Here is a 22,316-nt window from a genome sequence, read left to right as displayed (position 1 = left end):
TCGGCACGGGCCACTCGCTCGTCTTCCGGAGGCCCGGTCGCCCATGAGGATGGGCTCCTACAACGGGCGGTCCAGCAGGACGATCACCGCATGCAGGGCCAGGCCGATCAGGCCGCCGACCAGGGTGCCGTTGAAGCGGATGTATTGCAGGTCGCGGCCCACGCTCAGCTCCAGCTGCTCGACCAGGTGGCGCTCGTCCCAGGCCTTCACGGTCTGGGCGATGTAGTCGGTGACCCCGCCGCGCAGGCGCAGCGCCAGCTTCTCCGCACCGCCCATCACGTGCTGGTTGATCGCCTCGCGCAGCTCGCCGTCGCGCCCCAGTGCCTGACCGAGCCCGGCCAGCGACTGCTCCAGGTGGCGCGAGAGCACGCCGTCCTCGCGTTCCAGGTCGCGGCGCAGGCTGGCATGGACCTGGTCCCACAGCCCGCGCACATACTCGCGCACGCTCTCGTGGCCGATCAGGTTCTGCTTGATCGCCTCGACCCGGTCGGCCAGCGCGGGATCTTCGCGCAGCCGCCGCACGTAGTCCTGCAGCCATTGCTCGTAGTCGCGGCGCAGCGGATGGCCGGGCTGGGACAGGATCTCGTTGAGCTCGTCCAGCAGCGCGCGGGCGATGCGATCGGCCAGGTTGTCGGCGATGCCTTCCACCGGCTTGACGAAGTCCACCGTGCCGACCAGGCGCGGCCACTCCTTGCGCGCGTGCTTGACCAGCAGCCCCGAGGCGCGCTGCTTGACCGCCTCGTCGTCCAGGTACGCGCCGAGCCGGCGCAGGGCCTCGTCCAGCAGCGCCTGGTGGCGGCCGTCGGCGGTGAGCAGGCCGAGCACGTCGCCGGCGGTGGCGGCCGCGTTCCAGCCTTGCAGCCGCGCGATCACGAAGGCCTGGATGCTTTCGCGCACGGCGCGCTCGTCGAGCAGGTCCAGCGCCTGCAGCGCCCAGCCGCGGGCCAGCTGGGCGAGCCGGCGCGATTGCTCGGGGCGCGACAGCCAATCCCCCAGCTTCGCCGCCGGGTCGAACACCTCCAGCCGCGCCAGCAGGGTCTGCGGCTCCAGGAAGTGGTCGCGCACGAACGCCGCCAGGCTGTCGGCGATGCGGGCCTTGCTGCGCGGGATGATCGCGGTGTGCGGGATCGGCAGGCCGAGCGGGTGGCGGAACAGGGCCACCACCGCGAACCAGTCGGCCAGCGCGCCGACCGTGGCCGCCTCGCAGAACGCCGACACCCAGGCCCAGGCGCCCTGGTTGCCCATCGCGTGGCTGAGCACGAAGCCGGCCAGCATCGCCAGCAGCATCGCCAGGGCGATGGCCTTCATGCGGCGCAGCTGCGCGCGGCGCGGATCGTCGGTCATGCCACTCCACTGCACGGTTCGGACGCGAACGCGGGGAGTGTAGCGGCGGGGACATGCGCGACGCATGAAGCGGGGCGCCAAAGCCGTGGTCGCCGAATGGACCGGTCCGCCGGGACGTGCCGGGCGCGCGCGATCGCGGGGTCCTTCGTACGGTGCAGGCAGGAACCTGGCGGACTCGTTGCCGGACCCGAGTCCTTCGATGCCCGGCCATCCTCCAGCAGGCCACGCCGCTGCGCGGGCATGGCGGGGAGGGTTGCATGTCGCGGAGGAGCCGACTGCAACGAGTCCGCCCGGCAGCTTCGCGCCGCGGCGCCTCAGCGCATGGTCGGCATCGTGAACTCGGCGCCGGCCGCGCCTTCGGGCCAGCGTGCGGTCATGGTCTTCAGCCGCGTGTAGAAGCGCACCCCGTCCGGACCGTGCATGTGCAGCGGGCCGAACAGCGAGCGCTTCCAGCCGCCGAAGCTGTGGAAGGCCATCGGCACGGGGATCGGCACGTTGATCCCGACCATGCCCGCCTGCACCTGCCGCGCGAACTCGCGTGCGGCACCGCCGCTGCGGGTGAACACCGCCGTGCCGTTGCCGTACTCGTGGCCGTCGACCAGCGCCAGCGCCGCCTCGAAGTCCGGCACGCGCACCACGCACAGCACCGGGCCGAAGATCTCCTCGCGATGGATGCGCATGGCCGGCGTCACCCGGTCGAACAGGCTGCCGCCCAGGAAGAAACCGTCGCCGCGCGTGCAGGCATGGGCGCGGCCGTCGACCACCAGTTCGGCGCCCTCGGCCACGCCCAGGTCGATGTAGCCGCGGACGCGATCGCGGTGCGCCGCGTCGACCAGCGGACCCATGTCCAGGTCTTCGATGCCCGGGCCGATGCGCAGCGCGGCGACCTTGTCCGCCAGCGCGGCGACCAGCGCATCGGCGGGCGCATCGCCCACGCAAACGGCCACCGAGATCGCCATGCAACGCTCGCCGGCCGAGCCGTAGCCGGCGCCGAGCAGCGCCTCGGCGGCTAGGCCGATGTCGGCATCGGCCAGCACCACCGCATGGTTCTTGGCGCCACCCAGCGCCTGCACGCGCTTGCCGCCGGCGCTGCCGCGCTCGTACAGGTAGCGGGCCACCGGCGTGGACCCGACGAAGCTCAGCGCCTGCACGCGCGCGTCGTCCAGCAGCGCATCGACCGCCTCGCGGCCGCCATGGACGACGTTGAACACGCCGTCGGGCAGCCCCGCTTCCTGCAGCAGCGCGGCCAGGTGCAGTGCCGCGGAGGGCACCTTCTCCGATGGCTTGAGCACGAAGCTGTTGCCGCAGGCCAGCGCCACCGGTGCCATCCACAGCGGGACCATCACCGGGAAATTGAACGGCGTGACGCCGGCGACCACGCCCAGCGGCGCCCGCTCGCTCCAGCTGTCCACGCCTCGCCCCACCTGCGCCGAGTACTCGCCCTTGAGCAGGTGCGGGATGCCGCTGGCGAACTCCACCACTTCCAGGCCGCGGGTGACTTCGCCGCGCGCGTCGGCCAGGGTCTTGCCGTGCTCGGAGGTGATCGTCCGGGCCAGCGCGTCGGCATCGCGCTCGATCAGCGACCGCAGCCGGAACATCACCCGCGCACGCTGCAGCGGCGGCGTCGCCGCCCAGTCGGGAAACGCCGCCTGCGCCGCGGCCACGGCCGCCTGCACGTCATCGGCGCCGGCCAGCGGCACGCGCGCGCTGACCTGGCCGCTGGCGGGGTCGAACACGTCGCCGTACCTGGCGCTGTTGCCGGGCTGTTCGCGGCCGCCGATATGGTGCTGGAGCTGTCGGGTCATCGCTGCTGGTCCCTCCGGAGTCGCGCTCTTCTTGTAGGAGCCCATCTTCATGGGCGACATCCACCCAGGACATGTGGGCATCGCCCGTGCCCGCGCGCGGGACGCCGCCGACGACCGGCTCCTACAACGACAGCGCCTCGGCGGCCGGGGTGAAGGGCAGGTTCAGGGCGTCGGCCACGGCGCGGTAGGTGAGCTTGCCGGCATGCACGTTGAGCCCGTTGCGCAGGTTCACGTCATCCAGCAATGCCTGGACCGCGCCCTTGTCGGCCAGGGCCAGCGCATGGGGCAGGGTGGCGTTGGTCAGGGCGAAGGTGGAGGTGCGGGCGACGCCGCCGGGCATGTTGGCCACGCAGTAGTGGATGATCCCGTCGACCTCGTAGGTCGGCTCCTGGTGCGTGGTCGGCCGGCTGGTCTCGAAGCAGCCGCCCTGGTCGATCGCCACGTCCACCAGGACCGAGCCGGGACGCATCAGCTTGAGGTGGCCGCGCGACAGCAGCTTCGGCGCGGCTGCGCCGGGGATCAGCACCGCACCGACGACCAGGTCGGTATAGGGCAGGCGGTCCTCGATCGCATCGCGGGTCGAGTAGATCGTGGTCAGGCGTTCGCCGTACAGCTCGTCGACGTACTTCAGGCGGTCCAGCGAGCGGTCCAGCACGGTGACGTGCGCGCCCAGGCCCATCGCCATGCGTGCGGCGTTGAGGCCGACGGTGCCGGCGCCGATCACCATCACCTCGGCCGGCTTCACCCCCGGCACGCCGCCGAGCAGGATGCCCGAACCGCCCTGCGCTTTCTCCAGTGCGTGCGCGCCGGCCTGGATCGACATGCGCCCGGCGACCTCGCTCATCGGTGCCAGCAGCGGCAGCCCGCCGCGGTCGTCGGTGACTGTTTCGTAGGCGATGGCGGTGCAGCCGGAGGCCAGCAGGGCGCGCGTCTGTTCCGGGTCGGGGGCCAGGTGCAGGTAGGCGTAGAGCAGCTGGCCCGGGCGCAGCATCGCGCACTCGGCCGGCTGCGGCTCCTTGACCTTGATGATCATCTCCGTGCGCCCGTAGACCTCCGCGGCGCTGTCCACGATCTGCGCGCCGGCGGCCTCGAAGGCTTCGTTGGCCAGGCCGATGCCGACGCCGGCATCGCGTTCGACCAGCACCTGGTGGCCGCGCGCGGACAGCTCGCGGGCGCCGCTGGCGGTGAGGCCGACGCGGTACTCGTGGTTCTTTATTTCCTTGGGGACGCCGATCAGCATGGTGGATCTCCGGGGATGGGTGTCTGCGGAGGGGGCGTGTCTTGTGGCTGGAGTTGCCGGGTTCGGGTCTGGCCGTGCCTGCCCTTTTGCAGGAGTCGTTCCATCGGTGACCCACGCAACTGGTACGGTCGGGTTCCCCGTGGCCTCGACGGCCTCGGGTCGCCGATGGATCGGCTCCTACAGGTGCGGCGTGGGCAGGGGCGTCGTCGTCACAGGGAGTCGAGTACCTCGCCGAGCATGGAGAAGATGTCGTCGATGTGGCGTCGTTCGACGATCAGCGGCGGCGACAGCGCCACCGTGTCGCCGGTGGTGCGCACCAGCAGGCCCTTGCGGAACGCGCGCTCCAGCACCTGGTAGCCGCGCGCGCCGGGCCTGCCGTCTTCCGGCGCCAGTTCCACCGCGCCGATCAGGCCGAAGTTGCGGATGTCGACCACGTGCGGCTTGCCGCGCAGCGCGTGCAGGCCGTCCTCCCAGTACTGTTCCAGCCCGCGGGCGCGGGTGAGCAGGCCTTCTTCCTCGTAGGTGTCCAGCGCCGCCAGCGCGGCGGCGCAGGCCAGCGGGTGCCCGGTGTAGGTGTAGCCGTGGAACAGGTCGATCGCGTTGTCCGGGCCCTGCATGAAGGCGTCGTGGATGTCGGTCGCGACGAACACCGCGCCCATCGGCACGCAGCCGGAGGTCAGGCCCTTGGCGGTGGTCATCATGTCCGGGGTGACGCCGAAGCGCTGCGCGGCGAACGGCTCGCCGACGCGGCCGAAGCCGGTGATCACCTCGTCGAAGATCAGCACGATGCCGTGGCGGCTGCAGATCTCACGGATGCGCTGCAGGTACCCCGGCGGCGGCAGGATCACCCCGGCCGAGCCTGCGATCGGCTCGACGATCACCGCCGCGATCGTGCTGGCGTCGTGCAACTGCACCAGCCGTTCCAGGTCCTCGGCCAGTTCCACGCCATGCGGCGGCAGCCCGCGCGAGAACGCGTTGCGGCCGATGTCCAGGGTGTGGCGCAGGTGGTCCACGCCCGGCAGGCCGGTGCCGAACCACTTGCGGTTGTTGGGCAGGCCGCCGACCGAGATGCCGCCGAAGCCGACCCCGTGGTAGGCCTTCTCGCGGCCGATCAGGCGCACGCGCTGGCCTTCGCCGCGGGCGCGGTGGTAGGCCAGGGCGATCTTCAGCGCGGTGTCGACCGACTCGGAGCCGGAGTTGGTGTAGAACACGTGGTCCAGCGGGCGCGGCGCGATCGCCTTCAGCCGTTCGGCCAGGACGAACGGCAGGGGCGAGCCCATCTGGAAGTTCGGGGCGAAGTCGAGCGTGGCGACCTGCCGGGCCACCGCCTCGACGATCCGCGGCCGCGCATGGCCGGCGTTGCAGCACCACAGGCCGGCGGTGCCGTCCAGGATCTGGCGGCCGTCGACATCGCGGTAGTACATGCCTTCGGCCGAGGCCAGCAGGCGCGGGGTGTCGCGGAACTGGCGGTTGGCGGTGAACGGCATCCAGAACGCGTCCATGGCCGCCGGCGCCGAGCGGTTCTGCGCGGCGTAGTGGTCGGCCAGGGCGTTGCGGCGGGCGTCGTCTAGCGGGTTCATGGGCGCTCCGGGGCAGGGGGTACCGGCGGCCAAGGGGGTAGGCGCCGTTTTAAAAATTCAACGCTGTGGCCGAGTCTACGCCAAAAATTGACCCGGACGGGGCGGCATGTAAAGTATCCGATGACACGCCGGGACCCCCGGCCGGGAGCGACCCAAGGGATGGACATCGGCGCACGCCTGCAGCGGGTACGCACCGCCCGCAACCTCAGCCAGCGCGAGCTGGCCCGCCGCGTGGGCGTCACCAACAGCACCATCTCGCTGATCGAGCAGAACAAGGTCAGCCCGTCGGTCAGCTCGCTGAAGAAGGTGCTCGACGGCATCCCGATCTCGCTGGCCGACTTCTTCACCCTGGACCTGGACCCGGGCCCGCCGGAGCAGCCGTTCTACGCCGCCGACGAGCTGCCCGACGTGGGCAACAACGACATCCACTACTACCTGGTCGGCCAGCACCGACCGCAGCGGCAGATGTGCATCCTGCGCGAGGTCATGCCGCCGGGCAGCGACACCGGTGCGGCGATGATCGAACACGAGGGCGAGGAGGGCGGCGTGGTCATCACCGGGCAGGTCGAGGTGACCGTCGGCACCCAGGTGCGCGTGCTCGGCCCCGGCGAGGCCTACTACTTCGAAAGCCGCGTGCCGCACCGCTTCCGCAACGTCGGCGACACCGAGGCGGTGATCGTCAGCGCGAACACGCCGGCGACGTTCTGATGGGTGGCCGTCGGGCGTTCCGGCTTGGCGGGCCCGCGCGGCTGCGATTGCGAACGACCAGGAGATTCCCATGACCACCCCAAACACCCGCGCCGACTGGCAGGCCATGGCCGACGGCCTCACGCTGCGCACGCAGGCCTTCATCGACGGCCGGTACGTCGATGCCGCCGATGGCAGGACCTTCGACTGCATCAGCCCCATCGACGGCCGCGTGCTGGGACAGGTCGCCGCCGGCGGGCAGGCCGACATCGACCGCGCGGTGCGCGCGGCGCGGCGCAGCTTCGAGGCCGGTGGCTGGTCGCAGGCCAGGCCGGTCAAGCGCAAGAGAACCCTGCAGAAGCTGGTCGCGCTGATCGAGCGGCACGCCGACGAACTGGCGCTGCTGGAAACGCTGGACATGGGCAAGCCGATCGACGACGCGCGCAACGTCGACATCGCCGCCACCATCCGCTGCTTCGACTGGACCGCCGAGGCGCTGGACAAGGTCTATGGCGAGGTGGCGCCCACCGGCCAGGACGAGCTGGGGCTGGTCACGCGCGAGCCGCTGGGCGTGGTCGGCGCCATCGTTCCGTGGAACTTTCCGTTGCTGATGGCCGCGTGGAAGCTGGCGCCGGCGCTGGCGATGGGCAACTCGGTGGTGCTCAAGCCGTCGGAGAAGTCGCCGCTGAGCGTGCTGCGCCTGGCTGAACTGGTCGCCGAGGCCGGCATCCCCGATGGCGTGTTCAACGTCGTGCCCGGGTTCGGCAAGGAAGCGGGCGAGCCGCTGGCCCTGCACATGGACGTGGACGGGCTGGTCTTCACCGGATCGACCGCGGTGGGCAAGCGCCTGCTGCAGTGCGCCGGCCTGTCCAACATGAAGCGTGCGTACATGGAGTGCGGCGGCAAGAGTCCCAACGTCGTCTTCGCCGACGCGCCGGACCTGGCCAAGGCCGCCGAGGCTGCGGCGTCGGGCATCTTCTACAACCAGGGCGAAGTCTGCACCGCCGCCTCGCGCCTGCTGGTGGAGCGCGGCATCCAGGAGGAGTTCGTCGCGCGGGTGGTCGAGGCGGGCAGGAAGATGCAGCCGCGCCATCCGCTGGAGCCCGGCGCGCCGATGGGCGCGATGGTCGACGAAGGCCAGACCCGGCGCGTGCTCGATTACATCGGCAAGGGCCAGGCCGAAGGCGCGCGGCTCGCGCTGGGTGGCAACCGCCTGCAGACCGTGGACGGCGGTTGCTACATCGAGCCGACCGTGTTCGACGACGTGCGTCCGGAACACGCGATATCGCGCGAGGAGATCTTCGGCCCGGTGCTGGCGGTGATCCCGTTCGACGACGAAGCGCAGGCCCTGCGCATCGCCAACGACACCGAGTACGGCCTGGCCGCCGGCGTGTGGACCGCGAACCTGGCGCGCGCGCACCGCATGGCCCGCGGCCTGCGCGCCGGCAGCGTCTGGGTCAACTACTGGGACGGCGGCGACATGACCGCGCCGTTCGGCGGCTACAAGCAGTCCGGCAACGGCCGCGACAAGTCGCTGCACGCCTTCGACAAGTACACCGAAATGAAGGCGACCTGGATCAATATCGGGGAGTGAGCGTCGGCTTCCGGCGACCGCGGTCAGGCCGCCTCGCGCTCGATCGCGCCGCCGCGCAGCTGGCCGAGCAGCGCCTGGCGGCAGGCCAGGCTGCGCATGCGGCGCAGCGTCTCGGCCAGCACCTCCAGGTCCTGGTGCCAGCCCAGCTCGTCGCTGAGCGCGTGCAGGCGGCGGGACACGGCGGGGTCCGAGCCGAGCGAGCTGATCTTCAGCGCCGCCAGCGCGTCCACCTGCATCCGCAGCCGCCGTACCCGGCGACGCCAGCGGTGCAGGTTCTGCGGCAGCGGCTGCTTCTTCGCCCGCCGCGCCGCCTTGTCGGCGCGCCTGCTCTGCCGGACCAGGCCCGCGCGGATGTCCGCGCTGGCAAGCGTGTCCCAAGGCAGGGACTGCAGCTGTTTAGCCGCCCGCCGGATGGCGCGGACGCGGCTGGCGAAGCCGGGGTCGGCGGCCAGTTCGCGCCGGGCCAGGCGATCAGCGCGCGCGTCCAGGGTGGCCTCGGCCTCGCTCCAGCGCGGGTCCTGCGTGCGCCTGGCGAGCTTGCCGGCGGTACGCGCGACCGAATAGGCGTCGCGCAGCATGCCCAGGCTGTCGCCGGTACGCCGCAGCAATGCGTCGGAAGACTCGACCTCCAGCTCGGCATCGACCAGCGCCAGCAGCGAGCGGGCGCGGCGGATCGCCTTGCGTGCTTCGTGCACCCGCGCATGCACGTCGCCGCTGCCGGCCAGCGCCGCGGTCGCGGCCTGGCATTCCTGCTGGAGGAGTCGGCCTAGCCTGCTTCCATGGGAGGAGGAAGGCATACGTGACCTGCAGGAGGTGGGCCCGGGCTGGGGATGGTAGCACCGGGCCGGCGCGTCGCCGCGGGGCCAGGCTGCGGTCGGGCAGGCGGCAAGGGCCACCCGGCGGCGGGGGCGCGACCGGGGTTCGCCGGCGGCCATCCCGCCCGCCGCGTGCGGCCCGTCGGGCGGCCGTGTGGACGGGGGGAGATATGGCATGCTCCGCGCACGATCACGACGGAGGGTGCGGCAATGGCCAAGGGCCTGGACAAGAAGAAAGAGACCAAGAAGAAGCCCGCCAAGACGCTGAAGGAAAAGCGCGCGGAAAAGAGCGAGAAGAAGGCCGCTCGGCACTGAGGTCGGCGGCACGGGCGAGGACGGGTGTGGCCCGCCGCGGGTTCCGGACTGCGCGATCCGCCGGGGGCAGTGTCCAGGCCGCTACGGTGAAGGCCCCCGCCGGAGCGGGGGCCTGGTCACGCTCGGACTATTCCTCTTCCTCGTCCGGCCGTCCCTGCTGGCGCGGATTCCATTCCTGCTCGTGGTCCTGCTGCCGCTGCTGCTGTTCCTCGTTCCACCTGGTCGCCATCTGCGTTCTCCCGCCGGCACCATGCCGGGGATCGACAGGCTCTGCCCGCGGGCGTAAGTCGGATGTGCAAATGTCGTGTGGTGGCCGTAATTTTCCCGCGCCCCGGTGACGGGGGCGGGTTTCGTCGTTCGTTTCGCGGGCAACCAGGCGGGGCGGGCGGTGGAGACGCCGCAAGCGGCCGCGCCCCCATTAGAATCGCTGCGTTTCCACCGTTGCGACCTCCGGATGACCCCCATGCCCATTCTCCTGCGCGGCAGCATCGTCGCGCTCGTCACGCCCATGCACGAGGACGGCAGCGTCGACTACGACGCGCTGCGCCGGCTGGTCGACTGGCACGTGGCCGAGGGCACCGACTGCATCGGCGTGGTCGGCACCACCGGCGAATCGCCGACCGTGGACGTGGCCGAGCATTGCGAGATCATCCGCGTGGCGGTGGAGCAGGCGGCCGGGCGGGTGCCGGTGATGGCCGGCTGCGGCGGCAACTCCACCGCCGAGGCGATCGCGCTGGCGAAGTACGCGCGACAGGTCGGCGCCAGCAGCCAGCTGCAGGTGGTGCCGTACTACAACAAGCCCGGGCAGGAAGGCCAGTACCGCCACTTCAAGGCCATCGCCGAAGCCACCGGTGACCTGCCGATCGTGCTCTACAACGTGCCGGGCCGCACCGTGGCCGACCTGCAGCACGCCACCGTGCTGCGGCTGGCGCAGGTGCCCGGCATCGTCGGCATCAAGGAGGCCACGGGCAACCTGGAGCGCGCGCAGTGGCTGGTCCGCGAGGCGCCGGAGGGGTTCGCGATCTATTCCGGCGACGACGCCACCGCGGTCGCGCTGATGCTCTGCGGTGGCCATGGCAACGTCAGCGTCACCGCCAACGTCGCGCCGCGACTGATGCACGAGCTGTGCATGGCCGCGCTCGCCGGCGACGTCGCCACCGCCATGGCGATCCAGCAGCGGCTGCTGCCGGTGCACCGGCAGCTGTTCGTCGAGGCCAACCCGATCCCGGTGAAGTGGGCGATGTCGCGCCTGGGGCATTGCGGTGGCACCCTGCGCCTGCCGATGACCGAACTGGAGCCGGGCAACCAGGCGCTGGTGGAGGCCGCGTTGCGCGAAGCGGGGCTGCTGGACCCGTGACCGCCGGCGGCCAGCGCGGGCCATGACCGGTCCGGCCGGACTGCTCAACCTCGGGCCGCTGGCGCAGTTGCGCGCCGGCCGCCTGCCCGAGCGGATCGTGCGCCTGCTGGCCGGCCTGTGGGTCTATGGACTGGCCGCCGCGCTGATGATCGAGGGCGCGCTGGGTGCGGCGCCGTGGGACGTGTTCCACCTGGGCGTGGCCGGCCGCGTGCCGCTGTCGTTCGGCACGGTGATGGTGATCACCTCGGTCGCGGTGCTCCTGGCCTGGCTTCCGCTGCGGCAGATGCCGGGCCTGGGCACGTTGGCCAACACGTTGCTGCTGGGCCCCTTCGCCGACATCCACCTGGCGTGGCTGCCGACGCCGGACGGACTGTGGCCGCGCACGCTGTTCATGCTCGGCGGCGTGGTCGCCTGTGCCTTCGCCACCGCGCTGTATGTCGGCGCGCAGCTGGGGCCGGGGCCGCGGGACGGGCTGATGACCGGACTGACCCGGCGTAGCGGCTGGCCGCTGCGCCGCGTGCGCACCCTGATCGAACTGGGCGCGTTGGCGGTGGGCGTGCTGCTCGGCGGTACCGTGGGCGTGGGAACGGTGGTGTTCGCGTTCGGCGTGGGACCGCTGACCCAGTGGTTCCTGCGGTGGCTGGTCGTGCGCCTGGGTCCGCAGCCGTCCGTAGACACCGGGCCGGGTGCTGCAGGCTGACATCGGCCGGGCAGTCGGACCGGCCCATGCATCGGGCCCGGCGACCCGGCGATCTCGTGCGGATGCCGGTCGATGCCCAGGGGATTGGGCCGGGATAGACTCCGGACAAGGGAGACGGAGGAGGGGGCTGATGGAATCGACACGCATCGGGATGCGGGCATCGATCGTCATCGCCCCCCTCTTCCTCCTGCTGCTGGTGTCCGGCCCGCTCGCCGCGCAGGAGATCGAGCCGCGCTCCTACTCCAACGTGCCGGTCGGGGTGAACTTCCTGGTCGCCGGTGCGGTGCAGACCCGCGGCGGGCTGAGCTTCGACTCGTCCGTGCCGATCGACGACGACGACCTGAAAACCACCAGCCTGGTGCTGGGCTATGCGCATGCGTTCCCGCTGTGGGGCCGCTCGGCCAAGTTCGATGCGGGCGTGCCCTACATGCGGCTCAGCGGCACCGCCGACTACCTGGGCGCGCCGGTGGAGCGCAAGGTCACCGGCTTCGGCAGGCCGGTGATGCGCCTGTCGTACAACTTCCATGGCGCGCCCGCGCTGGGCCTGGCCGAATTCAAGGACTGGAAGCAGGACCTGGTCGTCGGCGCCAGCCTTCAGGTATCGCCACCATTGGGGCAGTACGACGCGGACCGCATCGTCAACATCGCCAGCAACCGCTGGTCGTTCAAGCCCGAGCTGGGCCTGTCGAAAGCCGCCGGGCCGTGGATCACCGAACTGAAGCTGGCCGCGACCTTCTACACCGACAACGAGGAATTCTACGGCGGCACGACGCGTTCGCAGGATCCGCTGTACGCGCTGCAGGGCAACCTGATCCGTGGCCTGGCCTCCGGCGCGTGGTGGTCGCTGGATGCCACGTATTTCGCCGGCGGGCGTTCGCAGGTGGACGGCCGCTACAACCGCGACCTGCAGCGCAACTGGCGCGTGGGTGCGTCGTTGTCGCTGCCGGTGGACCGGAAGAACTCGGTCAAGGTCGCCGTCAGCAGCGGCGTCTACGCGCGCACCGGCAATGAATTCGACGCGATCGGGGTGTCATGGCAGCACCGCTGGGGCGGCGGCTTCTGAGGCGCTGGCCGGGCAGGGACGAAGGCACTACGCCGCCAGTGGTTGCACTGCGCGCCCCTGTCGTCCGCCGAACCCCGCCATGTCCGAACCGGTCCGCCTTGCCCGCCGTGTCGCCGAACTGGCGGGCTGCACGCGCGCCGACGCCGAACAGTACATCCGCAACGGCTGGGTGCGGGTGGATGGCCAGGTGTTGGAAGCGCCGCAGCACCGGGTGTCCGGCGAGCGGGTCGAACTGGATCCGGCCGCGACCCTGGAAGCGGTGGAGCCGGCCACGATCCTGCTGCACAAGCCGGCCGGGTACGACGCGGTTTCCGGCGACAGGCCGGCCGCCGCGCTGGTGGAGCCGGCCACGCGCTGGGCCCACGATCCCTCCGGCATCCGTCCGCTGAAGCGCCATTTCCTGCGGCTGACCCCGCAGGTGCCGCTGGATGCCGAGGCCAGCGGCCTGATGGTGCTGACCCAGGATGGACGGGTGTGGCGCCGGCTGACCGAGGATCGGGACGACATCGAGCACGAATACGTCGTAGAGGTCGAGGGCGAGATGAAGCCGCATGGCCTGCAGAAGCTCGCCCACGGGCTGTCGTATGCCGGACGCGTCCTGCCGCCTTGCAAGGTCAGCTGGCAGAGCGAGAACCGGCTGCGTTTCGCGATCAAGGCCGTGCAGGGCGGCCAGCTGCGCACCATGTGCGCGCAGGTCGGCTTGAAGGTGCTGTCGATCCGCCGGCTGCGCATCGGGCGCGTGGCCCTGGGCAAGGGGCCGGACGGCGCGATGCCGGCGGGGAGCTGGCGCTATCTGCCGGCAGGGGAGCGGTTCTGAAGCGCCGTGGCCGGGCGGGCAGGGGCGGCGTCCCGCGCGGTGCGTCGAGGCCGGGCGTCGTCCTGCGCCGCCGCTTCGCGCTTGCCTGAGCGTCGTCTTCCGGCGCCGTTCGAGCTCATCTAAGCGTCGTCTTCCGGCGCCGTTCGAGCTCACCTAAGCGTCGTCTTCCGCCGCCGTTCGAGCTCATCTAAGCGTCGTCTTCCGCCGCCGCTTCTCGCCCCTGCTGGCGGATCAGGGCTTCCTCGCGGGCGTCGTTGATCGCGTGGCGCACGCTGTCCAGGTCGACGCTGCTTTCGTCCGGGGTGAACTCGCCGCTCAGCACGGTGTCCGGATGCAACTCGCCGGCCTCGAACAGTGCCCACATTTCCTCGCCGTACCAGGTCTCCAGCAGCTCCGGCGCGAAGCGGCCCAGGCTGGCGGTGAGGTTGTTGACGTCGCGCAGCAGCATCGTGCGCGCCGCGTTGTTGCCGGCGGCGCTGACGACCTGCGGGAAATCGATGACGACCGGACCGTCGGGCCCGACCAGCACGTTGTAGGCCGACAGGTCGCCATGGATCAGGCCGCAGCACAGCATCAGCTGCGCCTGGCGTACCAGCACGGCGTGGTAGTCGCGGGCCTGCCGCGCTTCCAGCTCGACCTCGCCCAGGCGCGGCGCGCTGTAGCCCTCGGCGTCGGTGACCAGTTCCATCACCAGCACGCCATGGAAATAGCCGAACGGCTCGGGCACGCGCACGCCGGCCGCGCGCAGCTGGTACAGCGCCTCGACCTCGGTGTTCTTCCAGGCCGTCTCCTGCTGCTTGCGCCCATACTTGGTGGCCTTGCCGATCGCGCGCGCCTCGCGGCTGCCGCGCACCTTGCGGCCTTCCTGGTACTGCACGCGCTGCTGGAAGCTGCGCTGGGCCATGTCCTTGTAGACCTTCGCGCAGCGCACCTCACCGCCGCTGCGGACCACGTAGACCGCCGCTTCCTTGCCGCTCTTGAGCGGCCGCAGCACTTCGTCGATGACGCCGTCGTCGATCAGCGCCTGCAAGCCTGGGGGTGTTCTCACGGGATCCTGGGGGGTGGCGGCCGCTGCAGGAAGGCGCGGCCGTGGACGCGCGATTTTCGCACCTCCGGCCCGGCGGGGCCATCGACGTGCGACGGGGCCGCACTGCGACCCGCTGGCCGCGGCGGCCGGGGCGGGGGCGTGCGATGCCACAACGCCTTCCGGATGCGCCGCGCCTGACCTGGGTCAAGGCGGCCCGGCGACGCCCGCCACACACTGCCGGCATGCGAATCGACGTACTGCCGCCCGCTCCCCGTCGTCTCCAGGCCTCGCCGGCCTGGCTGGCACACGCCCCCCATCGCCTGATGTTCTTCATCGGCGCGGCCAACGTCCTGCTGGCGATGCTGTGGTGGGCGCTGTGGCTGCTGTCGGTGCGGTTCGGGCTGTGGACCCTGCCGGCGCTGGCGATCCCGCCGGGCTGGCTGCATGCGTTCGTGATGCAGTACCTGGTGCTGCCCAGCTTCGTCTTCGGCTTCCTGCTGACCGTGTTCCCGCGCTGGATGGGGCTGCCCGACCTGCAGCGCTGGCACTACCTGCCGGTGGGTGCGGGCCTGATGGGCGGGCAACTGGCGATCCTGCTCGGCGCCGCCGGCTGGGACGCCGGGCTGACCGTCGGCCTGTGGATGGCGCTCGCCGGGTGGAGCGCGGCGCTGGCCATCCTCGGCCGCCTGCTGGTGGACGAGAAGGGCGCCACCTGGCATGCGCGCTCGTGCTTCGCCGCCCTGGTGCTGGGCTGGCTGGGCATGGTGATGTTCATCGCCTTCGTGCTCGGCGCGCCGGCGGGCTGGGCATTCGCCGGGATCAGGCTTGGCGGCGTGGGCATGCTGCTGCCGGTCTACCTCACGGTCGCGCACCGGATGTTCCCGTTCTTCGCCGCCAACGTGGTGCCCGGTTACCGCGCCTGGCGTCCGCTGTGGTGGCTGGCCGCGATGTGGACGCTGGCGCTGGCGCACCTGGCGCTGGAGCTGGTGCATGGCCACGCCTGGCTGTGGCTGGTCGACGTGCCGCTGCTGGTGCTGAGCGGCCTGGCGGTGGTCCGCTGGTGGCCGCGTGCGCGCATGCCGGGCCTGCTGGCGGTGCTGTTCGTCGGCACCCTGTGGCTGCCGGTGACGTTCGCCCTGTACGCGGCGCAGAGCCTGGGCTACTGGATCACCGGCGAATTCATGCTCGGCCGCGCGCCGATGCACGCATTGTTCATCGGCTTCTTCGGCAGCCTGCTGGTGGCCATGGTGACCCGCGTCACCCAGGGCCATTCGGGCCGCCCGCTGCAGATGTACGGCATCGCCTGGTTCGCCTTCGCCGCGATCCAGGTCGTGGCCACGTTGCGGATCCTGGCCGAGGTGCTTCCGGACCCGGGCCTGTGGCAGGCACTGGCGGCGGTGGGCTGGCTGCTGGCGCTGTCGCCGTGGGTGGCGCACATCGGTCGCATCTACCTGTCGCCGCGGCGCGACGGGCGCCCGGGCTGACGGCAGGCCGCGATGCTCACCTTCTACCCCGACATCAAGCTCGTCCATGTCGCCGCGATCATGGCCAGCGGCGCGTTCTTCGCACTGCGCGCGCTGGCGCTGCTCGGCGGCATGCGCTGGCCGCGGCAGGCGCCGGTGCGCTACCTCAGCTACACCATCGACACCGTGCTGCTGACCGCGGCGCTCATGCTGCTGACGATCCTGCCGCGCGAGCTGTTCGCCAATGGCTGGCTGTGGACCAAGCTGGGCCTGGTGGCCGCGTACGTGGTACTGGGCATCGCCGCGTTCCGGCCGCAGCGCCGCGCCGTGGCGCGCGCCGGGCTGGTGGCGGCGGCGGGGCTGTGCTTCCTGCAGGCTTACTTCATCGCCCGCGCGCACCATCCGCTGGGCGCCTTCTGGCTGTTCGGCGGCTGAGCCGGACGGAGGATCATCGTGGAAGTGAACGAACTGGAACTGCCCGACCCGAGCATGCCGGCGTGTCCCTGGCTGCAGGAGTCGTGGGAAGCGGCCGGCGTGCGGATCGACGTGCCCGATGCCCGCCTCGACCAGGATGATGCGACGACGGGGCGGATGCCGGCCGGCGACTGAGCGTCAGCCCCGCGGCTTCTTGCGCGTACGGCTTCGCGCGGGCTTGCGCGGGGCCTCCATGCGCGGCCCCGTATCCGCGCTGGCCGGTGCGTACGCGAGGTGCATCCGTTCCAGCGAAGACAGCGCGTCGATGTAGGCGATGAAGTGCTGCAGGTAGCCGGGGGACAGCGTGCGCATCAGGTTGAGCGAGCGGTGCACGAGCACGGCCGAGTTGAGCGGGCCTGCGTCGCCGGCCACCGGTTCCAGCGACTGGCGCAGCTGGGACTCGGTGCGCAGGCCGGCCCAGAGCGTGCGGAACTGCTGCAGCAGCGGAATCTCGGGATAGGGGTCGCCGTCCATCGTGCGATGCGGCATCCGCGCCAGCAGCGTGGCCAGCGCACCGGCGGCGGCCGGATCGCGCGATCCGCTGGCATCGGCCGCCACGGGCGCCGCCACGTCGCGCGCGTAGTCCTCGACCAGCCCGGACAGGCGCTCGTCCAGCAGGCGACGCGCCAGGCCCTCGTGCGCGCCGGCACGGCGGGCGAGCGACTCGATCAGGGCGAACCGCACCGGGTCGACGCGGTCGGCGCCCTGTGCGCGCCAGGCATCCAAGCGCTGGCGCACGCCGGGAGCCGGATTACCGTCCATCGCTGGCGGCGGCCGGTGGCTGGGCGTGCGTGCGCCGCGGGACCGGTGCGATCTCCACGCGGCGGTTGCGGGCGCGGCCCTCTTCGTCGGTATTGGGGCCGACCGGCTGGCTGGCGCCGAACGCGGCGGCGAACACCGACGACGCCGGCACGCCTTCGTCGACCAGCACGCGGGTCACCGTGAGCGCACGCTGCGCGGACAGTTCCCAGTTGTCCGCGAACAGGCGGTTGCCGTCGCGTACCTGGCGGTCGTCGGTGAAGCCGCTGACCATCAGGATCTCGTCGCGTGCCTCCATGTAGGCGGCCAGCGGCGCCGCCAGGCTGCGCAGGAGTTCGCGGCCATGCGGTTGCAGCTGCGCCGAGTTGAGCGCGAACAGCACGTTGCCGCGGATGCCGATGCGCCCGTCGACCAGGGTCACCCGTCCGGCCGCCAGCGGCCCCGCCAGCGCCTGCTCCAGCGCCTGGCGTTGCGCCTGCTCGGCCTGCCGCCTGCGCATTTCCGCGTCCAACCGGCCCGACAGCTCGGCCTGCACCGCGATCACGCCGACCAGCACCAGCACGAACGCGCCGAGCAGGACCGACATCAGGTCGCCGAAGCTCGCCCAGACCGGCGCGGTGGATCCGGCGTCGTCGAACTCCACGCTCATGCCGCTTCGGTCCCGGCGGCGCTGGCGTCGTTGCCGGCCTGGCGCGGACCGCCGATGCGCTGCAGGTCTTCGACGATCTGCTTCTGCGCCAGCAGGCTCAGGTCGACCACCTCGCGGGCCTGGGCGACGTAGTAGGCCAGCTGCTCGTCGCTGCGTGCGAGCGAGCGGTCCAGCGCGGCTTCGATGCCCTGCAGGCGCGCGAGCAACTCTTCGTTGGACTGGCCGAACACCTGCACCGCCGCACCGAAGGCTTCGCCCAGGCTGGCCACCTCGGTGGCGCCGACGGCGACCTGCGCGGCGATGTCGCCGAGCTTGCCGGTCTCGGCCTCGATGTGGTCGGTGAAGCGCGTGCCGACGCGCTCGAGCAGGTCGGCCGAGGTGGCGACCAGGGCATCGATGGCACCGCGCTGTTCGGTGGAGGCGTGGTTGACCGCATCGAGCAGGGTGCCGAGCGTGCCGATCAGCTGGGTGCGCTCCTCGAGCATCGCGGTGTCGCGGACCATGCTTTCGGACAGCTTCTGGCGCAGCTCGGCGATGACCTCGGCCGCGGCGCGCGGCGCCTGCGCGGCGGCGTCCACCAGCCGTTCGATCTCGGCGATGGTGGCGCTGGCATGCGCCTGCGCCTGTGCCGCCATGTCGTTCGCGCTGGCGGCCAGCGCATCGCAGATCGCCTGCTGCCGCGCGGCCACCGCCTGGCCGGCCTGCTCCCAGTCCTGGCGCAACCCGGCGCCCATGCGGGCGACCTGTTCGGCCCAGGCGGCCAGGCGTTGCTGTTCGTGCTCGACCAGCAGCGCCTGCAGTTCGCCGTGCGAGCGATCCACGTCGCCGACCAGGGCGGTGGCGTGCCGTTCGAAGGTGGCGGCCGCCGTGGCCAGCGCCTGCTCGTTGCGTGCGGCCTGCTCGGCATGGCGTTCGTCCTGCTGCGCCAGCGCCGAGCGCCAGGCGCTGGCGACCACCTCGGCGTTGGCCTCCAGGCGTGCGGCGATCGCATCGACCACGCCGTTCGCGCGCTGCTCCAGTGCCGCGGCATGGCGGTCGAGGCCGTCGTGCAGTTCGCGCAGCAGCGAGGCGTTCGCATCCTGCTGGGCGGCCGCGGCGGCCTGCCATGCCTGCGCGGCCGCGCCCGTGGCGCCGGCGAGGCTGGCGGACATGCCCTCCAGCTGCCGTTGCACGGCGACGGAGACGGTGTCGTGCAGCGTGTTGGCTTCCCGGGCCAGGCCGGCCAGCGTGGCCGCCACCGCCGGCTGCAGCACATCGCCGATGGCGCGTGCGCTCTCGGCCACGCCGGACTTCAGCGATTGTTCCAGCGTGGCCGCCAGGCGCGCCTGCGAAGCCTCCGCGCGGGCATGGAAGTCCTGCTGCCCGGCCAGCAGCTGTTCGCCGGCGGCCGCGTTCTGCCGCTCGATCGCCGCGACCATCCCCTGCAGGCGCTCGACCAGTTCCGGCAGCAGTTCCGCCTGTCGCTGCTGGACGCGCAGCGCTTCGTCGCGGCGCCAGGCCAGCGAGTAGGTGCGAAGCGAAGTGGCGATGGCCGCGTCCAGCCGCTGCACGACCTGCAGGCGTTCGCGCCGCGCCAGCGCCGACAGCAGGCCCAGCGCGGCCGAGGTGGCCACGCCGGCGATCGAGGTGCCGAACGCGAAGGCCAGGCCCTTCACCGGCGCGGCGAGCGTGCCGCGGATCGCCTGCAGGTCGCCGGCGTTCTCCAGCGCCAGGCCGGTGCCGCTGAGCGTGGCCATCATGCCCAGCAGCGTGCCCAGCATGCCCAGCAGCACCAGCAGGCCGACCAGGTAAGGCGTGAGCGCCGGGGCCGGCAGCGCCACGCGTTCGCCCTCGATGCGCAGGCGCACCGCATGGCGAAGCTGCGCATGCAGGCGCTCCAGCCACGGATCGAGGACGCCGCCGTCGGCCGGCAGGTCCGACAGCGCGGCGGCCAGCGACGTGGTGGCCTGGCGGTAGCGGTACAGCTCGATCGCGCCAGCGATGTAGCAGGCGGCGATCACCAGCAGCACCGCCACGCCGGCCGGGTGGAAGGCGAGGTAGCCGGCGCCGACCCAGGCGACGGCGGCCAGGCCCGCCAGGAACAGGGCGGCGTGGAGGGCGGGGTGGAGGGGGCTTGTGCGCATGTCGATCCAGGTCAGGGGGTGCGAAGCGCCGCGAGCAGGCCTTCGATCGGTTGGAAGCGGACATCCAGTTCGGCCTGAAGCACGTCCTGCATGTCGCGATGGAAAACGTCGAGCCAGGCGGCGGACGCGGCGCCGGCCTGGCCGGGGGCGGTCGCACCGGCGCGCAGGCGGTCGAAATGCTGGCCCAGCAGCAACGGCACGCCGGCCAGCAGCTTGTATTCGCGCGGGCTGAGCGTCAGCTCCATCACCGCATCCACCTCGGCCAGTCGCGCCAGTTCCGGCGAGCGCTGCGCGAGCCGGTCGCGCAGGCGTCCGCGCAGCCGCCCGGTCGCGGCCTGCATCGCGCGCTGCATCGCCAGGCAGTGCTGGCGATAGGGGGCGAAGTCGATGGCGTCCGCACCGGTGGCCGCGGCCGGCGGCGTGGGCAGATCCGTGGCGATCGCCTCGGCCAGGGCCGCGCGCGTGCGCGCCACCTCGTCATCGCCGTCAGGGCCCGTCGCCGGCGCGGCGGGCGCGGAAGGCGACGGACGACCGTCCAGGGCGCCGGCCAGGGCGACCGCACGGGTCCAGTCGATCCACTGGCCCAGCCGCTCGCCCAGCGCCGGACCCGGGGCGGGGACATCGGCGTCCGCGACCCGGGCCAGCAGGCGAATGAAGGTCGGGCCCGGAACCGGGCTCCGTTGCAGGGCTGTTGGCACTTTTCCGGCCGAAAAACCGCGATTTTACATGAAAGCCCGGCATCCCCGGACCTTGACGGGCGGCCGCGGAAGCGGCCTGGACCCGGCGGGCGCACGCCGGTTTCACGCGCGCGCCCCTAGAACGGGCCTTCCCCCCGCCCGAGACGAACCATGAACCACGCCAACGCGCCCGCCACCGTCCCCCACGTCGAACTGGACCGCTACCTAGGCACCTGGTACGAGATCGCGCGCTTGCCGATGCGCCACGAGCCGCGCGAGTACACCGACATCACCGCGACCTATTCGCTGCAGCCCGACGGCAAGGTGAAGGTCGACAACCGCGCGCGCGACGCCGAAGGGGAGGTGAAGCAGTCGGTGGGCGAAGCGGAATTGGTCGAGGGCAGCGGCAGCGCCAAGCTCGAAGTCAGCTTCATGCCCGACGGCCTCAAGTGGGTGCCTTTCACCAAGGGCGACTACTGGATCCTGCGCCTGGATCCGGACTACCGGACCGCGCTGGTCGGCTCCCCGGACCGCAAGTACCTGTGGCTGCTGGCGCGCGAACCCGGAATCGACGAGGCGGTGAAGGCCAGCTACCTGGAAACGGCCCGGCAGCAGGGTTTCGACCTGTCGGACCTGATCCACACCCCGCATACCGGGCGCGTCGGCTGACCGGTGCTGGCCACCTACCAGGGCTTGGCGCTGCGCATCGCCAGCGGCAGCGAAGCGGCCATCGCCTGCAGGCGCGCGGCCACGTACGAGGCATGCTCGGGGCCGGCGGCCTCGGCGATCGCTTCGGCTTCGGTCGCGAACACTTCCATCAGTTCATCGGGGAAGGTCTGCTGGACCAGGCCCGGCAGCCGCGCCTCGAGCGCATCGAGCATGGCCACGATTTCCGGATCAACGTCGCTCACGGGGCGGCTCCGCGCCCCCGGGGGCGGGCGCCTGCTCCGGCGAGCATACCCCAGGCCGGCGGCCAGGCCAGCCGGCGCGGGGCGTGGGCCGGTGGCCGTTTCCCCTGGCCGCGACCGGTACGCTAGAACGCGTACTCCAGGCCGAGTCCCGGGCCTTGCAAGGTGGCGTCGAAGGTGAAGCCGCCGCTGCTGTAGTCGATCGTCATCCAGCGATAGCCGGCAGTGAGGGCGACACGATCGTTGAAGCGGTATCCGGCCATCAGCATCGCATCCACGGTCAGGTCCGACTCGCCGGCGCCGGCCAGCAGCCAGGCGCCCACGTAGACGCTGTTGGCGAAATCGCGGCGGCCCTTGATGCCCAGCTGCGGGTCGATCCAGTTCTGCGACTGGGAGGCATCGTAGGCCTGTGGCACGGGCGCCGGTGGCGGCGCCGGCAGGGCATAGGCGAAGCCGGTGCGCGTGGACCAGTAGCGCGCGCCCGCTACCAGGTCCAGGTGCGCCTGAGCGGCGTCGACCATGCGGTACTGGTAGGCCAGCAGCATCGTGGTGGAGTCGCCGTCCAGTTCGACCGGCACGCGGATGCCGAGCGGCGGGACTGGCATGCCGGCGGAGCCTGACAGGCGCAGGGTGACCAGTTCGGCGACCACGCCGTGGCGGCCATGTTGCGCCTCGAAGGCGGCCATCGCGGCGAAATCCAGGTTGTTCCAGATGTCGCTGAAGCTGGCGCTGGGATGCACGGTCACCGGCAGGCGCGCGTGCGCGAGCGTGCCGTCGATGCTGGCGCCCCAGACGTAGGGAACGATGCGGTAGCTCCATCCATCGTCGGCGGCCAGGGCAGGCGCGCCGCAGGCGAGTGCGATGGCGGCAAGGACGGGAGGTGCGGCGCGGGGCTTCATGGGCGACACCCTCTCGTCGG

The 22,316-nt window shown here is 71.8% G+C and carries 22 protein-coding genes; 10 read left to right on the top strand and 12 right to left on the bottom strand.

Annotated features, from left to right (window positions below; genetic code table 11):
- Positions 1–57: 57 nt before the first annotated feature.
- From CSC66_RS12830 to aptA, 4 genes are all read right to left on the bottom strand, one after another.
- Positions 58–1,344: a DUF445 domain-containing protein gene (locus CSC66_RS12830; RefSeq protein WP_202935647.1), complete on the bottom strand. Its 1,287-nt coding sequence runs from the start codon at positions 1,342–1,344 to the stop codon at positions 58–60.
- A gap of 314 nt (positions 1,345–1,658) precedes the next feature.
- Positions 1,659–3,149, bottom strand: coding sequence for a CoA-acylating methylmalonate-semialdehyde dehydrogenase (locus CSC66_RS12825; protein ID WP_162377789.1), 1,491 nt, complete (start codon positions 3,147–3,149; stop codon positions 1,659–1,661).
- 121 nt (positions 3,150–3,270) lie between these two features.
- Positions 3,271–4,389: an alanine dehydrogenase gene (gene ald, locus CSC66_RS12820; RefSeq protein ID WP_162377788.1), complete on the bottom strand. Its 1,119-nt coding sequence runs from the start codon at positions 4,387–4,389 to the stop codon at positions 3,271–3,273.
- 209 nt (positions 4,390–4,598) lie between these two features.
- A complete protein-coding gene (gene aptA, locus CSC66_RS12815) occupies positions 4,599–5,969 on the bottom strand; it encodes an omega-aminotransferase AptA (RefSeq protein WP_162377787.1) in 1,371 nt (456 codons plus the stop codon).
- A gap of 159 nt (positions 5,970–6,128) precedes the next feature.
- Here aptA and CSC66_RS12810 point away from each other — a divergent pair, with 159 nt between their 5' ends.
- Both CSC66_RS12810 and CSC66_RS12805 read left to right on the top strand, forming a co-directional pair.
- Positions 6,129–6,677: a cupin domain-containing protein gene (locus CSC66_RS12810; RefSeq protein ID WP_162377786.1), complete on the top strand. Its 549-nt coding sequence runs from the start codon at positions 6,129–6,131 to the stop codon at positions 6,675–6,677.
- A 70-nt stretch (positions 6,678–6,747) separates the two neighbouring features.
- Positions 6,748–8,250 (top strand): aldehyde dehydrogenase, encoded by a 1,503-nt coding sequence (locus CSC66_RS12805; RefSeq protein WP_162377785.1) that lies wholly within the window; start codon positions 6,748–6,750, stop codon positions 8,248–8,250.
- Positions 8,251–8,273: 23 nt separating this feature from the next.
- Here the strand turns inward: CSC66_RS12805 and CSC66_RS12800 are convergent, their stop codons facing one another.
- A complete protein-coding gene (locus tag CSC66_RS12800; RefSeq protein ID WP_162377784.1) occupies positions 8,274–9,047 on the bottom strand; it encodes a CHAD domain-containing protein in 774 nt (257 codons plus the stop codon).
- 796 nt (positions 9,048–9,843) lie between these two features.
- Between CSC66_RS12800 and dapA the strand changes: the two genes are divergently transcribed.
- The 4 genes from dapA (at position 9,844) to CSC66_RS12780 (ending at position 13,317) form a co-directional block, all read left to right on the top strand.
- Positions 9,844–10,737 (top strand): 4-hydroxy-tetrahydrodipicolinate synthase, encoded by an 894-nt coding sequence (dapA, locus tag CSC66_RS12795; protein ID WP_202935646.1) that lies wholly within the window; start codon positions 9,844–9,846, stop codon positions 10,735–10,737.
- Between the two features lie 22 nt (positions 10,738–10,759).
- Positions 10,760–11,437 (top strand): membrane protein YczE, encoded by a 678-nt coding sequence (yczE, locus tag CSC66_RS12790; protein ID WP_162377782.1) that lies wholly within the window; start codon positions 10,760–10,762, stop codon positions 11,435–11,437.
- Between the two features lie 130 nt (positions 11,438–11,567).
- Positions 11,568–12,500 (top strand): transporter, encoded by a 933-nt coding sequence (locus CSC66_RS12785; RefSeq protein ID WP_202935645.1) that lies wholly within the window; start codon positions 11,568–11,570, stop codon positions 12,498–12,500.
- A gap of 79 nt (positions 12,501–12,579) precedes the next feature.
- Entirely contained in the window at positions 12,580–13,317 is a 738-nt protein-coding gene (locus CSC66_RS12780) for an rRNA pseudouridine synthase (RefSeq protein ID WP_162377781.1), read from the top strand.
- A gap of 187 nt (positions 13,318–13,504) precedes the next feature.
- On the opposite strand, the gene CSC66_RS12775 is transcribed toward CSC66_RS12780, so the two are convergent.
- The gene (locus CSC66_RS12775) at positions 13,505–14,365 is read right to left on the bottom strand and encodes a PA4780 family RIO1-like protein kinase (protein ID WP_162377780.1); all 861 of its coding nucleotides are present in this window, start codon (positions 14,363–14,365) and stop codon (positions 13,505–13,507) included.
- Positions 14,366–14,586: 221 nt separating this feature from the next.
- On the opposite strand from CSC66_RS12775, the gene CSC66_RS12770 reads away from it, so the two are divergent.
- Genes CSC66_RS12770 through CSC66_RS12760 form a run of 3 tightly spaced genes read left to right on the top strand, consistent with a single transcriptional unit; the run spans position 14,587 to position 16,416 of the window.
- Entirely contained in the window at positions 14,587–15,828 is a 1,242-nt protein-coding gene (locus CSC66_RS12770) for an NnrS family protein (protein ID WP_162377779.1), read from the top strand.
- 12 nt (positions 15,829–15,840) lie between these two features.
- Positions 15,841–16,242, top strand: a complete 402-nt coding sequence (locus CSC66_RS12765) for a SirB2 family protein (RefSeq protein ID WP_162377778.1) — start codon at positions 15,841–15,843, stop codon at positions 16,240–16,242.
- Between the two features lie 18 nt (positions 16,243–16,260).
- Positions 16,261–16,416, top strand: coding sequence for a hypothetical protein (locus CSC66_RS12760; protein WP_162377777.1), 156 nt, complete (start codon positions 16,261–16,263; stop codon positions 16,414–16,416).
- A gap of 3 nt (positions 16,417–16,419) precedes the next feature.
- Here CSC66_RS12760 and CSC66_RS12755 read toward each other — a convergent pair whose 3' ends face one another.
- The 4 genes from CSC66_RS12755 to CSC66_RS12740 are packed head-to-tail and all read right to left on the bottom strand — an operon-like array spanning position 16,420 to position 20,510.
- Positions 16,420–17,019, bottom strand: a complete 600-nt coding sequence (locus tag CSC66_RS12755; RefSeq protein WP_238394391.1) for a DUF2894 domain-containing protein — start codon at positions 17,017–17,019, stop codon at positions 16,420–16,422.
- A gap of 13 nt (positions 17,020–17,032) precedes the next feature.
- The gene (locus CSC66_RS12750) at positions 17,033–17,689 is read right to left on the bottom strand and encodes an OmpA family protein (RefSeq protein ID WP_162377775.1); all 657 of its coding nucleotides are present in this window, start codon (positions 17,687–17,689) and stop codon (positions 17,033–17,035) included.
- Positions 17,686–19,812, bottom strand: coding sequence for a DUF802 domain-containing protein (locus tag CSC66_RS12745; RefSeq protein WP_162377774.1), 2,127 nt, complete (start codon positions 19,810–19,812; stop codon positions 17,686–17,688). Before CSC66_RS12745 ends, CSC66_RS12750 begins: the two co-directional genes overlap by 4 nt.
- 11 nt (positions 19,813–19,823) lie before the next feature.
- On the bottom strand, positions 19,824–20,510 hold the full coding sequence (locus tag CSC66_RS12740; RefSeq protein ID WP_162377773.1) for a DUF3348 domain-containing protein: 687 nt from the start codon (positions 20,508–20,510) through the stop codon (positions 19,824–19,826).
- A gap of 150 nt (positions 20,511–20,660) precedes the next feature.
- Here CSC66_RS12740 and CSC66_RS12735 point away from each other — a divergent pair, with 150 nt between their 5' ends.
- Positions 20,661–21,158 (top strand): lipocalin family protein, encoded by a 498-nt coding sequence (locus CSC66_RS12735; RefSeq protein ID WP_162377772.1) that lies wholly within the window; start codon positions 20,661–20,663, stop codon positions 21,156–21,158.
- A gap of 14 nt (positions 21,159–21,172) precedes the next feature.
- Here CSC66_RS12735 and CSC66_RS12730 read toward each other — a convergent pair whose 3' ends face one another.
- Both CSC66_RS12730 and CSC66_RS12725 read right to left on the bottom strand, forming a co-directional pair.
- The gene (locus tag CSC66_RS12730) at positions 21,173–21,400 is read right to left on the bottom strand and encodes a hypothetical protein (RefSeq protein ID WP_162377771.1); all 228 of its coding nucleotides are present in this window, start codon (positions 21,398–21,400) and stop codon (positions 21,173–21,175) included.
- A 122-nt stretch (positions 21,401–21,522) separates the two neighbouring features.
- Complete coding sequence (locus CSC66_RS12725; protein ID WP_162377770.1) at positions 21,523–22,296, bottom strand: porin family protein; 774 nt, start codon at positions 22,294–22,296, stop codon at positions 21,523–21,525.
- Positions 22,297–22,316 lie beyond the last annotated feature (20 nt).

The organism is Pseudoxanthomonas kaohsiungensis (genome assembly GCF_010211765.1).
In the GTDB taxonomy this organism is placed as follows: Bacteria; Pseudomonadota; Gammaproteobacteria; order Xanthomonadales; family Xanthomonadaceae; genus Pseudoxanthomonas; species Pseudoxanthomonas kaohsiungensis.
The sequence above is the reverse complement of the archived record's forward strand: the minus strand, read 5'-3'. Positions and strand labels throughout refer to the sequence as shown.

Coding starts and splice junctions, on each gene's coding strand:
- CSC66_RS12830 (WP_202935647.1), bottom strand. CDS start 1,344: ATGACCGACGATCCGCGCCGCGCGCAGCTGCGCCGCATGAAGGCCATC.
- CSC66_RS12825 (WP_162377789.1), bottom strand. CDS start 3,149: ATGACCCGACAGCTCCAGCACCATATCGGCGGCCGCGAACAGCCCGGC.
- ald (WP_162377788.1), bottom strand. CDS start 4,389: ATGCTGATCGGCGTCCCCAAGGAAATAAAGAACCACGAGTACCGCGTC.
- aptA (WP_162377787.1), bottom strand. CDS start 5,969: ATGAACCCGCTAGACGACGCCCGCCGCAACGCCCTGGCCGACCACTAC.
- CSC66_RS12810 (WP_162377786.1), top strand. CDS start 6,129: ATGGACATCGGCGCACGCCTGCAGCGGGTACGCACCGCCCGCAACCTC.
- CSC66_RS12805 (WP_162377785.1), top strand. CDS start 6,748: ATGACCACCCCAAACACCCGCGCCGACTGGCAGGCCATGGCCGACGGC.
- CSC66_RS12800 (WP_162377784.1), bottom strand. CDS start 9,047: ATGCCTTCCTCCTCCCATGGAAGCAGGCTAGGCCGACTCCTCCAGCAG.
- dapA (WP_202935646.1), top strand. CDS start 9,844: ATGCCCATTCTCCTGCGCGGCAGCATCGTCGCGCTCGTCACGCCCATG.
- yczE (WP_162377782.1), top strand. CDS start 10,760: ATGACCGGTCCGGCCGGACTGCTCAACCTCGGGCCGCTGGCGCAGTTG.
- CSC66_RS12785 (WP_202935645.1), top strand. CDS start 11,568: ATGGAATCGACACGCATCGGGATGCGGGCATCGATCGTCATCGCCCCC.
- CSC66_RS12780 (WP_162377781.1), top strand. CDS start 12,580: ATGTCCGAACCGGTCCGCCTTGCCCGCCGTGTCGCCGAACTGGCGGGC.
- CSC66_RS12770 (WP_162377779.1), top strand. CDS start 14,587: ATGCGAATCGACGTACTGCCGCCCGCTCCCCGTCGTCTCCAGGCCTCG.
- CSC66_RS12765 (WP_162377778.1), top strand. CDS start 15,841: ATGCTCACCTTCTACCCCGACATCAAGCTCGTCCATGTCGCCGCGATC.
- CSC66_RS12750 (WP_162377775.1), bottom strand. CDS start 17,689: ATGAGCGTGGAGTTCGACGACGCCGGATCCACCGCGCCGGTCTGGGCG.
- CSC66_RS12745 (WP_162377774.1), bottom strand. CDS start 19,812: ATGCGCACAAGCCCCCTCCACCCCGCCCTCCACGCCGCCCTGTTCCTG.
- CSC66_RS12735 (WP_162377772.1), top strand. CDS start 20,661: ATGAACCACGCCAACGCGCCCGCCACCGTCCCCCACGTCGAACTGGAC.
- CSC66_RS12725 (WP_162377770.1), bottom strand. CDS start 22,296: ATGAAGCCCCGCGCCGCACCTCCCGTCCTTGCCGCCATCGCACTCGCC.